General features: G+C 62.0%; 12 protein-coding genes. 3 read left to right on the top strand and 9 right to left on the bottom strand.

The annotated features are described in order from the left end of the window. Positions 1-18: 18 nt before the first annotated feature. From OLW90_RS10260 to OLW90_RS10280, 5 genes are all read right to left on the bottom strand, one after another. Entirely contained in the window at positions 19-903 is an 885-nt protein-coding gene (locus OLW90_RS10260) for an SGNH/GDSL hydrolase family protein (protein WP_319649992.1), read from the bottom strand. A 218-nt stretch (positions 904-1,121) separates the two neighbouring features. Then, positions 1,122-2,012 (bottom strand): SGNH/GDSL hydrolase family protein, encoded by an 891-nt coding sequence (locus OLW90_RS10265; RefSeq protein ID WP_319649993.1) that lies wholly within the window; start codon positions 2,010-2,012, stop codon positions 1,122-1,124. A 150-nt stretch (positions 2,013-2,162) separates the two neighbouring features. Continuing rightward, entirely contained in the window at positions 2,163-3,734 is a 1,572-nt protein-coding gene (locus OLW90_RS10270) for an alpha/beta fold hydrolase (RefSeq protein ID WP_319649994.1), read from the bottom strand. Positions 3,735-4,125: 391 nt separating this feature from the next. Then, entirely contained in the window at positions 4,126-4,491 is a 366-nt protein-coding gene (locus OLW90_RS10275; protein WP_319649995.1) for a hypothetical protein, read from the bottom strand. A 541-nt stretch (positions 4,492-5,032) separates the two neighbouring features. Continuing rightward, a complete protein-coding gene (locus OLW90_RS10280; RefSeq protein ID WP_319649997.1) occupies positions 5,033-6,322 on the bottom strand; it encodes an adenylosuccinate synthase in 1,290 nt (429 codons plus the stop codon). Between the two features lie 106 nt (positions 6,323-6,428). On the opposite strand from OLW90_RS10280, the gene OLW90_RS10285 reads away from it, so the two are divergent. Beyond that, positions 6,429-7,370, top strand: coding sequence for a hypothetical protein (locus tag OLW90_RS10285; protein ID WP_319649998.1), 942 nt, complete (start codon positions 6,429-6,431; stop codon positions 7,368-7,370). On the opposite strand, the gene OLW90_RS10290 is transcribed toward OLW90_RS10285, so the two are convergent. Then, a complete protein-coding gene (locus tag OLW90_RS10290; protein WP_319649999.1) occupies positions 7,350-7,580 on the bottom strand; it encodes a hypothetical protein in 231 nt (76 codons plus the stop codon). The genes OLW90_RS10285 and OLW90_RS10290 overlap by 21 nt on opposite strands. 68 nt (positions 7,581-7,648) lie before the next feature. On the opposite strand from OLW90_RS10290, the gene OLW90_RS10295 reads away from it, so the two are divergent. Then, positions 7,649-8,338: a DUF3800 domain-containing protein gene (locus OLW90_RS10295; protein WP_319650000.1), complete on the top strand. Its 690-nt coding sequence runs from the start codon at positions 7,649-7,651 to the stop codon at positions 8,336-8,338. 92 nt (positions 8,339-8,430) lie between these two features. On the opposite strand, the gene OLW90_RS10300 is transcribed toward OLW90_RS10295, so the two are convergent. Both OLW90_RS10300 and fbaA read right to left on the bottom strand, forming a co-directional pair. After that, positions 8,431-9,609, bottom strand: a complete 1,179-nt coding sequence (locus OLW90_RS10300) for an FUSC family protein (protein ID WP_319650001.1) — start codon at positions 9,607-9,609, stop codon at positions 8,431-8,433. Positions 9,610-9,710: 101 nt separating this feature from the next. Continuing rightward, a complete protein-coding gene (gene fbaA / locus OLW90_RS10305) occupies positions 9,711-10,745 on the bottom strand; it encodes a class II fructose-bisphosphate aldolase (RefSeq protein WP_319650002.1) in 1,035 nt (344 codons plus the stop codon). 214 nt (positions 10,746-10,959) lie between these two features. On the opposite strand from fbaA, the gene OLW90_RS10310 reads away from it, so the two are divergent. After that, positions 10,960-11,643, top strand: a complete 684-nt coding sequence (locus OLW90_RS10310) for a DedA family protein (RefSeq protein WP_319650003.1) — start codon at positions 10,960-10,962, stop codon at positions 11,641-11,643. 8 nt (positions 11,644-11,651) lie between these two features. Here the strand turns inward: OLW90_RS10310 and OLW90_RS10315 are convergent, their stop codons facing one another. Beyond that, positions 11,652-12,842: a glycoside hydrolase family 76 protein gene (locus OLW90_RS10315; RefSeq protein ID WP_319650004.1), complete on the bottom strand. Its 1,191-nt coding sequence runs from the start codon at positions 12,840-12,842 to the stop codon at positions 11,652-11,654. Between the last annotated feature and the right edge of the window lie 22 nt (positions 12,843-12,864).

Raw genomic sequence — 12,864 nt, forward strand, 5'->3', positions numbered from 1 at the left:
GCTATCCGTAGAACGCGACTATCCGTACAGCCCGGCAGAGATGATGTTCGCCATCGCGCGTTGCCCCTCGTCGGAGGGGTGCATGGGCATGGTGTGCGTGGAATCGTCCATGAAGCCCACCGTCCAGCGCTGCGCCGGATCGGGGTTGCACATGCCGTGCCCCAGGGAGGCCTGGTAGACGTCGATAAAGTTCGCGCCGATGGCGCGGGCGGTATCGCGGAGGTTATCGCGCATGGTGTCCTGCAAGAGCTTTCCGCCGGGGATCAGCATGGGGGCCTGCGCGGAGCCCATGTTCGCGGGGCAGAAGAAGTCACCGCTGAGCAATTCCGGGTAGCTCAGCATGGTCACCCGCGCCTGCGGGGCCACGCTGCGGATCCGCTCCTTGATCGCGCGCAGTTCCATGCGGAACGGGGTGAAGTCCACCCCGTGCGGAGTCACGGCCTCGATGGGAAGATCGGCCCACTGAAGCATGGTCACCCCGCCGTACATGATCGCCACGTCCTGCGTTCCAGGGCCCAGATCCCCGCGCGCAATGGCGGACTCCACGTAGTTCACCAGGTCCACCACGGGCACGCGGCCGGTGCCATTGCAGGACCAATCCGCCACGCTCTTGCCGGTCTGCTGGCCGATCAACTTGGGCCAGTTGTTCTTATCCGTGGCGCAGAACGGAATGTGGGGCGCGCGAGCCGGTTCCAGCCAGCGCTCGCCGTTTTTACCGGCATGAGCGGCAAAGGAATCGCCAAACACCACCAGTTCCTGACCGTGATTATCCTGCGCGGAGGGAGAGGAGGAAAGGGGCACCCCGGGCAGGGCCACCGCCGGAGCGGCTACGGAAAGAGCGCATATCGACGCCGTGGCTACCGTGGCCGCAGCGGCCCTCATCATCGTGGAAAATCTCTTCATGCTTCCTAGTTCCGTCCTGATAATGCTCTTGATTCCGTACGGTGCATACCCGTATCTTCCGGGTTTATCGCTCGCATCCGGGTACACGTTACCTCACGGGTGAGGTTTTTGTTCACTTATGTGACTGTTGTGAATATCTCGTTCCAGACCCCACGCAGCACAAAGGCGCGCGCCTGCCCGTAGGCAAACGCACGCCTTGAACTATCCGGAGGGGATTCCTACCCGCGCAGCCCCTCGGCCACGATGGAGCCCATCGCCCGCTGCCCCACGTTCGAGGGGTGCGAGGGCATGGTGTGCTCGGTGCTATCAATAAAGCCCACCGTCCAGCGCTGCTCCGGATCGGGGTGGCAGGTGCCGTGCCCGATGGACTGAGCGTACACGTCGATGAAGTTCGCGCCGATACCGGCGGCCGTCTCCCGCACCGTATCGCGCATAGCCGTCTGCACCGCCGTGGCTCCCGGAACCGGAATCGGGGTAGCCACCGGGCCGAAGTTCACGGGGCAGTACGTATCGCCGGAAATGTACTCGGGGTAGCTCGCCAGCGTCAGGCGGGCATTGGGAGCCACCTCGCGCACGCGATCCTGCACGCGGATCAGGAACTGACGGAACACGGAGGAGTTATTCACCGCGCCCGGGTTCACCATCTGCACGGCACCGTCCGCCCAGTAGAAGGGATCGAGGCCGCCGTACATGATCACGACCTCCTCCGTGTCCGGACCCAGGTCACCGTACTGAATGGCCATCTCCAGGTACAGGGCCATGTCCACGCTCATGCCGTTGCAAGACCAGTCCCCCACGGTCTTGCCCAGGCTCTCACCCGCCAGCTTGGGCCAGTTCTCCCGATCGGTGGCACACTTGCCCGCCAACGGGGTCTGCGCGGGCTCCACGCCGCGCGGGCCCCCCTTGCCCGCGTGAGCGGTATAAGAATCACCAAAAGCCACGATCTGCTTGCCGTTCGGGGTGGTTTGCGGCACGGTACCGGGCAGTTCCGGCAACGCGGACAGGGGAACGATCGGTTCGGCGGTGGCAGGAACCGCAGCCAAGCCCATGCCCAGCACGGCCACGGCACCAACGACGGCCGCGCGCAGAGCGGCGATGTTCTTCTTCATGTATGCGTCCAATCTCTATGCGTCTACCGGGGTTCCACCACGGCGGATCCCATACACGCTCTCTATCTACTTTTGGGTACGATGCGTTACACCCTAGCCCACGGGCGGCTGTGGACTCTAAATTTTAGAGCCACATCACCTGTGCGAGGCCTAGGAGAAATACGCCGCCACCTGGGGCTCTACGGCCTCGGGATCGTTGAGCAGCACCCCGTGACTATAACCGGGGAGAACGTGGAGTTCGCCACCCATCTCCCGCTGCATGGCGTAGTTACCGGCACCCGTGGTGGCGGTGTCATGGTCATAACCCACCAGCAGCGGCTTGGTGTCCAGGGCCTCGCCCTTGGCCCACAGCAGCGGAGCAGGTTCCGGCCACCCCGCGCAGTGCTGACCGGAGGCGAGCATATCCTCCGCCATCTTGCGCTGATCGCCCATCACGGATTCCACCATCATCGGCGTCACGCGCGAGGGATCGGCGGGGGTGCGGTTCTCATTGCACAGCACCGACTTATCCACGTTCCCCAGGCCCCTGACTACCTCCGCTTGCTCCTGCACAAACGTCCCCATCTGCTCTTCCGAGAAACCATCAATGCGATTGAACAGGTTCTCCACCAGGGGATCGGGAACGATGGTGCCGGTCTTGAGCGACTCCGCCACGCGCGGCCAAGCCTTTTCGCTATACAGCGCCTCCTCGTACACCATCGTGAACCACGTAGAATCGCCGTTCGGCTGCTCGATGAAGGACCTCACAATATCCGGCAGAATCATGAGGCGGCCGATCCGCCACTTGGCCTCCTCCACGAGGTTCGCCCCGGTCAGCGCCAATTCACCCACGGAACTCCCGGCGGGTATATCCCCCTCGGTGGCCGGGGGCGGGGTGATCGGCGCGGCGCTCAGCCCCAGGTGCTCGTTCACGCGCTGCGTCCACGCCCTGTACACCTTGAGCGGCGTATCTCCCAGGCCGTACTCCGCGTCCCGCTCCGCGATCCAAGCAAACATGGCATTGAGGGCGTCGATACGCGCCTGCTTACGGCTGGCACCCAACTGGAACCAAATGTCATCGGGATTCATGGAGGAATCCAGCAGCATTTTCCCGGTGTGCTGCGGGAACAGGGTGGCGTAGGTGGACATCAGCAGCGTGCCATAGGAAACGCCATAGAGGTTCAGCCGATCCTGCCCCAGCACCTTGCGCGCCTCCTCCAGGTCACGCGCGGTATTTTCCGTGTTGATGGTGCGGGTATAGCCCGGCTTATTGGCCTCGCAGGCCTCAAAGATCGGTGCCAACCCGCAATCCAGCGGCCCGCCCCACGGCAAGCCGCGCGGCTGCACCGCCACGAGGTCATAATTCTCCCGCACGGAATCGGGCAATTTCACCGTGCCCGGCAGGTTATCTGCACCCCGGAACATGCCGAGGGCGGAACCACCCGGCCCGCCGGGGTTACCCGCAATCACGCCGCGCGACTCCCCCGTGGCTGGGAGTTTGCTCATGGTGAGCGTGATCTTCTCTCCCTCCGGCTGGGCGTAATCCTTGGGCACCTCGAAGGCGGCGCACACGGCGGCGGAATCGGCCAGCGCACCCACGGGGCACGCTCCCCAATCGAGCGGCTGCGGCTGCGCCGGAGTGGCGAGGGCGGTGACGGCGCTCACCGGGAGCGCGCTCAGGGCGGTGAGGGTGGCGGCTATCGCGCGGAACTTCATGGCGGGGCCTTTCAGGTAGCGAGACATGCGTTTCTTCCCGGAATCTACCAGAAAAAGAGGGATTTTCACCCGGCTCACAGGTTTTCACACCCGCAACACCACCCCCACTGGACACTTCAGCCCCGTAGGCTGGTAGCCGAAGCCTGCCGACGCCTGCCCCACATCTAGACCCGGTCACCTATGCTGCACGGCCTGGCGGGAACCAGGCAGGCATATCAAGTCGTTTATGCGTGGGACTTATAATTTACAGACACTCCCCTAAGCCTTCTAGACACACCACCCGGTTCGCCACCCAGTGGCGTTCATTCATTTTTCGGGGTTACAGCCATCAATGCCAGAGCATACGCACACAGATCCAACGAAGAAACACGCCGTCTAGCACACTGCAAGAAAACGGCAAAAGGAATTTATACCCACCTTAGCCATAGAAACCCTCCATTGGGACCCCGGTTGTCAAACTAGGAAAACGCGCAGGGAAATTTTCTTCAAAATCAATTTCTAACCGTCGACTCACCAACGGAATATCATCTACACATTTTAAATCAGTGACAATCGTTACAAAATGAAATAAAGAGTACTGACTGTCAGGATTGCCAGACAGAGCAGAACCGGGGACGATAACCCTAGAGAGCAAGCTTGAAAATCTTTGCCCACCGCGACCCACATCGTAAGCACGACTAGAGAAGGCAACAATATTGTAATCTTCCCCCAGGACTTCCACACACCTGTCATGACGTTTCTTCGCATCTTCAAGATCGTCATACTTACATACAAATTCAGTCAAGAAGTACCACGTAGGCGAAAATGAGCTCAAAGTTAATATCTCCAGACCGAATGGAATTCACATTTGTATAATAAGTACTGTAGGGAATGTATTTTTCCGCGTTCCGCAATACCCCTTCGCGCGATCGCTTCCGCGCCCCACTGCCCCATTCTCATCAGGGAAAAGGGTTCTCCCGCCGCCAAGAGCACTTTCTTATCACCGATGATGTTTATGCCAAAGAGGTTTTTTCCATCCCCACCCCATGCCCTGGCTAGATATGGGAGACGCTTGCGATACCTGTTCAGCTCTGCCTCGCACCACCGGAACTCCACACACCGATACCCGCATGCGTCCATTCCTCGATATAGAAACGGTCACCCGAAATACGGCCACCAAGAAAGCGAGAACGAAACACACCGCCGCTCACATATGCAGTGCGGCCGTTCCATCGGATATAGCAAGAAACAGCGCACCACCCGCAGCCATGATCGAGGCCAGGATAAGCCTAGACGGGAGAGGAACCCAGGTAGTGCTGCTGTATCTCATGTGGGTTCCTGCCCTTTTACCCCTCCAACACGTCGTGCACCACGATCGTCTGATCGCGGCCCGGCCCCACGCCGATGTAGGAGATGCGCGACCCGGAGAGTTCCTCTAGGCGTCGCACGTAATCCTGGGCGCGCTGCGGCAGGTCCTCAAAGGTGCGGCACTCGGAAATGTCCTCGTCCCAGGCGGGCATGGTCTCAAAGATCGGCTCGGCGTGGTGGAACTGGGATTGGGTCAGCGGCATTTCATCAAAGCGCTCGCCGTCCACGTCATAGGCCACGCAGATGGGAATCTCTCCAATGCCGGTGAGCACGTCCAGTTTGGTGAGGAAGAGATCCGTAAAGCCATTCACGCGGGAGGCGTATCGGGTAATCACGGAATCGTACCAACCGCAGCGGCGCTTGCGGCCAGTATTCACGCCCACCTCGCCGCCGGTGGTTTGCAGGTATTCGCCCCACTTATCAAAGAGTTCCGTGGGGAACGGGCCCGCGCCCACACGGGTGGTGTACGCCTTGACAATACCCAGGGAGGAAGTAATGCGCGTGGGCCCAATGCCCGCGCCCACACACGCCCCGCCCGCCGTGGGATTCGAGGAGGTGACAAAGGGGTAGGTGCCGTGGTCCACGTCGAGCATGGTGGCCTGGCCGCCCTCCATGAGCACGTGCTTGCCGGCGTCGAGAGCCTTATTCAGCTCGTATTCCGCCTCGATCACTATCGGGCGCAAACGATCCGCGTAGGAAAGGAAGTATTGCACTACCTCCTCCACCTCGATGGCGCGGCGGTTATACATCTTCACCAGAATCTGGTTTTTGATGTCCAGCGCGGATTCGATCTTCTGCCGCAGAATCGACTCATCAAAAATGTCCTGCACGCGGATACCCACGCGCGAGACCTTATCCGCGTAGGCCGGGCCAATTCCGCGCCCCGTGGTGCCGATGGCGCGCTTACCCAGGAAGCGCTCCTGAACCCGGTCAAGCACCTGGTGATAGGGGGCCACCAGGTGCGCGTTGGCGGAAATGCGCAGGCGGGAAGCGTCCGCGCCGCGCGCCTCCAGGCCCTCGATCTCCTCAAACAGGGCCTCCAGGTTAATCACCACGCCATTGCCCAGCACGGGCACGGCGTTCTCCGAAAGCAAACCGGCGGGCAGGAGTTTCAGCTCGTACTTCTCCCCGCCCACCACCACGGTGTGCCCGGCGTTATTTCCGCCGTTGGGCTTGACCACGTAATCCACGCGGCCGCCCAGAATATCGGTGGCCTTTCCCTTGCCTTCATCGCCCCACTGAGCCCCGACGATCACGATTGCAGCCATACTGGCATCACACTTCCGCTACAGGTAGATTTCCGCCCCACCGGGGCGCGCACAGAACAGCCCCACATTGTACCCACCTGCGCCCCTCATTCCTAAGATAAGACCCATGCGGACGATTCTCCTGCACTGCGGCACCACGCCCCTCCCCCTCGGCCCGGACTCCCACCAGCTCTCCGAGGTGCCCACCCGCCAGGAATTAAAGCTTATCGACGCCGCCGCGACCCGCGCCCTGCCGCACGATCCCACCCCCTCCCTCGACGAGATCGCCGCCCAGCCCGACGTCGCTCACCTCGGGCAACCACAGCCCGCCCCACAGGCGGGAGTGCTGGCCGAACCCCTGCGCGTGGTGGTTATCGGCTCCGATGCCGCCCTATCCGCCGTGCTCACCCGCGCCATGCGCGCGGACTACCTCTGGGTGGAGTTCGGCTACGTCCCCACCGGAGACTCCCCCGCCGCTACCAACTGGGGGCTGCCACTTGACGACGCCCCTGCTGAGGCCCTAGTGCTCGCTGCGGAGGCCCCGGTGCGCCCCGCGCCTTTGATCCGCACCGACTCCGGGCTGGCGGTGGCCGGGAGCGCCACGATCACCCACTGGGAGAACACGGAATACACCGGGGAGATCATCGTCGACGATCACCGCCTGCTCCTCCACGGGGAGGAAAAACGCCCCCTCTTTGGGCACTACGGCGCGCGGCTCGTGCCCATGACCACCGCGCCCGGCATCGCCGCCGTGGAACTGCGCACGGCGGTAGCGGGTGGGGGTGCCGAGGGTACGCGGCGCGGTTCCGGGCTCGGTGCGCTGGTGGGCCGCCGCGTGGGACCGCGCGGGATAGAACGGCTGTGGAACTCCCCCGGCACCTGCTGGCTGGTACGCGGGGCCGAACAGCCCGTGGGCGTGGTCGATCCAGAATCGCTCGCCACCGGGCGCGCGGTGCAATCCGGCGGGGAGAACATTCGCGTGACCGTGGACGGGGTGAGCGCCAAGCGGCCTGTGAAGCGAGTGACGTTTTACCGGCACCTGCGGGATCTACAGATCGCGCGTCCGTGAATCCTCCGCCCGCTCATCGGAGGCCGGTTGGGCGGTGGTGTCCTCCCAAGCCATTTCCTCTATCCCCTTGCCGCCCATCCACTCCACCGGCCAATCCGCACCCATAGCCTTATATTTCCTGTGGCGGTTAAGGCGCTTGCGCTGGTACCAGAATACGAAGAGGAGCCAGATCGGGAGGGAGATGGCGAGGATAATGATTAAGTAGTCCATGCCCGACATAATACCAACGCCACCGCAAATCTTCTTTCACAAGCCGAAAACAACAGTACAATCGATCCATGCACGTAGCCTACCTCGATGAGACTTTTCACCCCCTCAAAGAACATTCTGTCCTTGCGCTCGTGTCACCGATGGATCAGATTCCACTCATCGAGAAAAATCTCAATACAGTTTTAGAACAAGTCAGCAAACAGCACCACATACCCCCAACGGTGGAATTACACGGATACGAGCTCAGCTCCGGCACACGCGACTGGACACCGCTCACCACACCACGAGCCCGAGCCCGTATCTACAAGCAGGAAATTTCAGCAATAACCCACGTCCCAAATCTTGCCATCTGCCGAGGAACAACCAGCCTCACAGAAAAATCGCCGCATGACCCCCACAAATGGTCACTCACCCTCACCCTTGAATGTATTGACACATTACTAAAAGATAAAGACGATAGAGTTCTAGCAATCTGCGATGACGTCCAAAATAAATCCATCTATCAGGATATGTACACGATTTTCCGCAGGAATGGGCTACCCGATGACCCCACCAATAAACTCACCAGTTTCACCGATGGTCTACATTTTACCCCATCCCACCATAGCCGTATGGTGCAGGCAATTGATCTCATATCCTATGTGTATCAACGCAACTTTATACAGAAATACACCGACCCACGCGCACACAGAGTTTTTGAAAATCTCTGGAAAGAACTAGAACCCCCGGCTCAACACGGGTACCACAGAACGTGGTAAAAGCACGTCAGCCTCCACTTTCGTGGAGGCTGCGGCGGGGTTGGTTTGCGGGATAACCACAAGATCCTACCGACATTCTAGCTTGCTAGCCCCTACTCCTCCCACACCTCCGGCGGATACGCCGGCGTGGAGGAGGTCGGAGCCAGCACCGCCAGCGCTGATTCCCTGGACATTCCGCAGATTTGCAGGAAGTCCACGATGAGCGAGCGGGACTGCGCCAGTACCACGTGCGCGGAGAGCACCCGATCCTCCACCACCTCCATCGTGGCGCGCCCACCCAGGCGGCGCAGTTGGTTCACCAGCACCGGAATCTCCCTGGCCTCGCTCACCTCCGCCCCGCGCTCGTACATCTCGGAGAGTTGCAGGGCGACGTCGGAAAGCTCGTCGATGATGTCCACCTGTTCGGGTGAAACAAAGTCCTCGTCCTCGATGAGTACCTGGGCGCGGCGGGCGAGCACGCGCACGTTGCGGATCGAGTTATCCACGGGGATCAGCAGGCGTTCGAGCGTGCGCACGCGCCGCCAGTTGCTCCACATGAGTGGGGAGATGGTGGTGGATTCACGCCCGGTCTTGGCGGCGGTGAGCATGGCGTTGATCTTGCCTTGGGTGCCGCGCACGGCGTCCAGGGTGTTCTTCATGAGTTCGAGGTCGCCCGTGCGTAGGGCCTGGGAGACGTCGTGCAGCACCGAGGAGGCGATGCCGAGCACGTTAGAGACCTCTTGGCGCCCGGCGTTGAGCGGGTCGCTGGGAATGAATGCCACCACGAGGAGCCCCACCACGGAGCCCACCACCGCGTCCACCACGCGCCCGGTACTGCCGGTGCCGGTGATCGCGGAGACGGTGCCCGGCGGCATGATGGTGGCAATCAGAATGGAGCCGATGGCCGCCTGGTTATTCACCAGGGGAGATTTAGAGATGAAGGAGGCCAGCAGGAGCGAGGTGGCCACCGCCACCGAGATTTGCCAGGCTCCGGGGCCGAGGTAGTAAAAGAGTAGGTCGCCCAGGGCCACGCCCACGATGCAGCCGATGGACATTTCCACGGCGCGTTTCATGCGATCCCCGCCCTCCAGGCCGAGGATGATAACGGCGGCGATGGGCGCGAAGAAGGGCACCGGGTGGCCAAAGAGCCTTTGGGCCACCCAGAACGCCAGCCCGGCGGCCACGGCGGACTGCACGATGGGCCACGCGCGCTTGCGCACTCGGGTGACCCTGCTGCGCAGTTGATCTATCGAGCGGAGCCTATCAAGCGTGCTCATCTTTTGCTTGGCCATGTGTTCCACCATAAGTCACACGGCCAAGCGGCTGCACGTCACTTCATGCTCCAACAAGCCCGGCGCGCAACCCCCTTACCCCCGCCCCCGAGGAAACAGCGTTACTTGCTCACCGAGGTGCCCACGGAGTGCAGGTCCTGGCAGGCCTCCACCACGCGCTCGGACATGGACTGCTCGGCCTTCTTCATGTAGGAGCGGGGATCGTAGGTCTTTTTGTTGCCCACCTCACCATCGACCTTGAGCACGCCGTCGTAGTTGGAGAACATGTGAGCGGCCACGGGGCGGGTAAAGGCGTACTGGGTGTCCGTGTCCACGTTCATCTTGATCACGCCGTGGCGCAGGGCCTCCTCGATCTTCTCCTTCTCGGAGCCGGAGCCGCCGTGGAACACAAAGTCAAAGGCCAGGGCGTCATCCGCCAGGCCGAGCTTCTTGCGGGCCACCTGCTGGCCCTCCAGGAGTACCTCGGGGCGCAGCTTCACGTTGCCGGGCTTGTACACGCCATGCACGTTGCCAAAGGTAGCGGCCAGCAGGTAGCGGCCGTTCTCGCCGGTGCCCAGGGCGTCGATAGTCTTTTCAAAGTCCTCCGGGGTGGTGTAGAGGTTCGCGCCGGCCTTGGCCTGCACGCCATCCTCCTCGCCGCCCACGACGCCGATCTCCACCTCCAGGATGATGTTCGCGGCCTTGGACTTGGCCAGGAGTTCCTGGGCGATCTCCAGGTTCTCGTCGATCGGAATGGCGGAGCCGTCCCACATGTGGGACTGGAAGAGGGGCAGTTCGCCGCGATCCACGCGCTCCTGGGAGATGGCGAGGAGCGGGCGCACGTACTCGTCCAGCACCTCCTTCTGGCAGTGGTCGGTGTGCAGGGCCACGTTGATGCCGTAGTGCTTGGCTGCCTCATGTGCAAAGGCGGCCAGTGCGCAGGCACCGGCCACCTTGTTCTTCACCGCCAGGCCGGAGCCAAACTCCGCGCCGCCGGTGGAGAACTGAATGATTCCGTCGGACTCCGCCTCAGCGAAGCCCTTGAGCGCGGCGTTGATCGTTTCCGACGAGGTGCAGTTGATCGCGGGGTAGGCAAAGCCTTCCTTCTTGGCGCGATCGAGCATTTCGTTATAAACCTCAGGGGTTGCAATAGGCATGAATACTCCTCAGTTGTCGTGATCTTCGCACACGCCGCAGCGGCGTGATCTCTTCTCCGATTATGCCAATTCCCAGCCTACTCCGCCGCCGCCTCTCCCCCACCGGCCCCGGAACACCACACCGCGCCCCCATGCCGCCGTCCCACACCGCCGCGCCCCATGCCACAACCCCACAGGCTTCCTCCCCCGCCCGCACAGGCCTACGCTAAGACTCATGATCGACACGGCAGACACGCTCAACACCGTGAGTACCCTGGCGCTCGGGCCGGACTGGATGGACCCGATGTACCTGCTCAGTGGCTCCGGTCCCTTCGGCTCCCTCATTCTCCCCGGCGTGGCCCTCATCGTTTTCATCGAATCCGGCCTACTCTTCCCCCTCCTCCCCGGCGATTCCCTGCTCTTTACCGCCGGTATGCTCTCCGTCCAGCCCGATCCCTTCGCCCCGCTCTGGCTGGTGATTCCGGTGTGCATCGCCGCCGCGATCCTGGGCGATCAGGTGGGCTACTTCATCGGCTCCCGCTTCGGCCACGCCCTGCACAAGCGCCCCGACGGCCGCTTTTTCAAGCAGGAATACCTCACCAAGTCCCACGAGTTCTTTGAAAAGCACGGCCCCTTCACCATCATCATCTGCCGCTTCGTCCCCATCGTGCGCACCTATGCCCCGCTCGTGGCGGGCATGTCCGGCATGCGCTACCGCGTGTTCATCACGTACAACGTCATTGGCGGCCTGCTCTGGGGCGGCGGGGTGACCCTGCTGGGCGCGTGGCTGGGGCAATACACCTTTATCCGGGAGAACATCGAGGCGATCTTCCTACTCATCGTGCTCCTCTCCGTCCTACCCGGCATCATCGGTGCGGTGCGGCAGTTCCTCGCCGCCCGTGCTTCTCAACGCCGCTAGCACCGCCGCTAAGCCTCCTCCAGGTGCTCCTGCACCCTGGCGGCGGCCTCAATGAGCATCCAACCGGAAAGCTGCACGGAGAGATCGCGCTCAGCAATGCGAATCACCCCGGCCGTCTCCGCCAGGCTCTTGGGTCCCAGGCCAAAGTTGTGCGGCAGTCGAGCATCATCGGTCCAGTCCGTGGCAAAGATCGGCAGGCCGTCCACCTCTAGGCGGTGGTTCCACACGCTCTGCGCGGAGGCCAACACCAGGCGCGCCGCTACTTTCTTTGTGGCGCGGTTGGTGGGGGAATCGGCGGGCAGGCGGACCGCGACGTCCGCCAGGTAGCGCACCAGGATCCCCTTGAACAGGCCACCATCGCCCTCGCCGGTATCCCAATCAATCACGCCCTGCGGGGTGGCCATCTCCTTGGCCACGGCCTGCACGATGGAACGGATCGCGGTGATGTACTTCATGGAATCGTCCACGCGCTCGGCGTCGGCATAGGCCAACACCTCCTCCTCGGTGAACCCGGCACGCTCCCGCAGCTTCAGCGCGATTTCCAGGCAGGCCCCGATGGTCACGCCCTGGCAGTAGGGGTGAATATCGCGCACCAGTTCCGGGCCGTGCATGCGCATGCGCAGGCCGTCCATGATCAGGCCATCATCGTTAATGAGCGTATCCAGAATCCAATCCACCACGCTCATGGCCTGTTCCAGCCGCCCGGTGCGCGCCATCATGATCGCGGCCGGGCCATTGGAGGGCACGTTATAAAAGGTTTCCCCGGTGCGCCACGGCAGCACATTAGTCAGCCCGTCGATGCCGCTGAGGATATTAAACTCCAAAGCCTCTAATTGCTTGGGCTTTTTCATCTTCTTTAGCCGGGCCGCGCGCCCCAGGGCCAGGGCCAGCCAGGCTTTATCGTCGTAATAGCGGTTGTGCACCAACTTATTACGATTGCGCCAACGGATACCCCGCATAGTCTCATTGATCTGTGTCCGGCGCGCGTTGGTGCTGCGGCGGGAATAGGCATCGAGGAGGCAATCCAGGTAGTGCGCCTGCCACCAGTAATGCCAGCGGATAAAGAGTTTGTCCTTGGACGTGGGCGGCCAGGCCACCACCGCGAGGTTGGTTCGGGGCAGACCCCATAAGCGGCTGGCATGTCGATCTTGAATGGCGGCCTCCGCCAGGTCCGCCCGGTGTGCCCATTTCTCCAGCACTGTTAATGCCTCACCCTAGTGT

Source organism: Corynebacterium sp. 21KM1197, from assembly GCF_033783015.1.
GTDB lineage: Bacteria > Actinomycetota > Actinomycetes > Mycobacteriales > Mycobacteriaceae > Corynebacterium.

Coding starts and splice junctions, on each gene's coding strand:
- OLW90_RS10300 (WP_319650001.1), bottom strand. CDS start 9,609: ATGGCCAAGCAAAAGATGAGCACGCTTGATAGGCTCCGCTCGATAGAT.
- OLW90_RS10270 (WP_319649994.1), bottom strand. CDS start 3,734: ATGTCTCGCTACCTGAAAGGCCCCGCCATGAAGTTCCGCGCGATAGCC.
- OLW90_RS10310 (WP_319650003.1), top strand. CDS start 10,960: ATGATCGACACGGCAGACACGCTCAACACCGTGAGTACCCTGGCGCTC.
- OLW90_RS10260 (WP_319649992.1), bottom strand. CDS start 903: ATGAAGAGATTTTCCACGATGATGAGGGCCGCTGCGGCCACGGTAGCC.
- OLW90_RS10290 (WP_319649999.1), bottom strand. CDS start 7,580: ATGGACTACTTAATCATTATCCTCGCCATCTCCCTCCCGATCTGGCTC.
- OLW90_RS10265 (WP_319649993.1), bottom strand. CDS start 2,012: ATGAAGAAGAACATCGCCGCTCTGCGCGCGGCCGTCGTTGGTGCCGTG.
- OLW90_RS10285 (WP_319649998.1), top strand. CDS start 6,429: ATGCGGACGATTCTCCTGCACTGCGGCACCACGCCCCTCCCCCTCGGC.
- fbaA (WP_319650002.1), bottom strand. CDS start 10,745: ATGCCTATTGCAACCCCTGAGGTTTATAACGAAATGCTCGATCGCGCC.
- OLW90_RS10280 (WP_319649997.1), bottom strand. CDS start 6,322: ATGGCTGCAATCGTGATCGTCGGGGCTCAGTGGGGCGATGAAGGCAAG.
- OLW90_RS10295 (WP_319650000.1), top strand. CDS start 7,649: ATGCACGTAGCCTACCTCGATGAGACTTTTCACCCCCTCAAAGAACAT.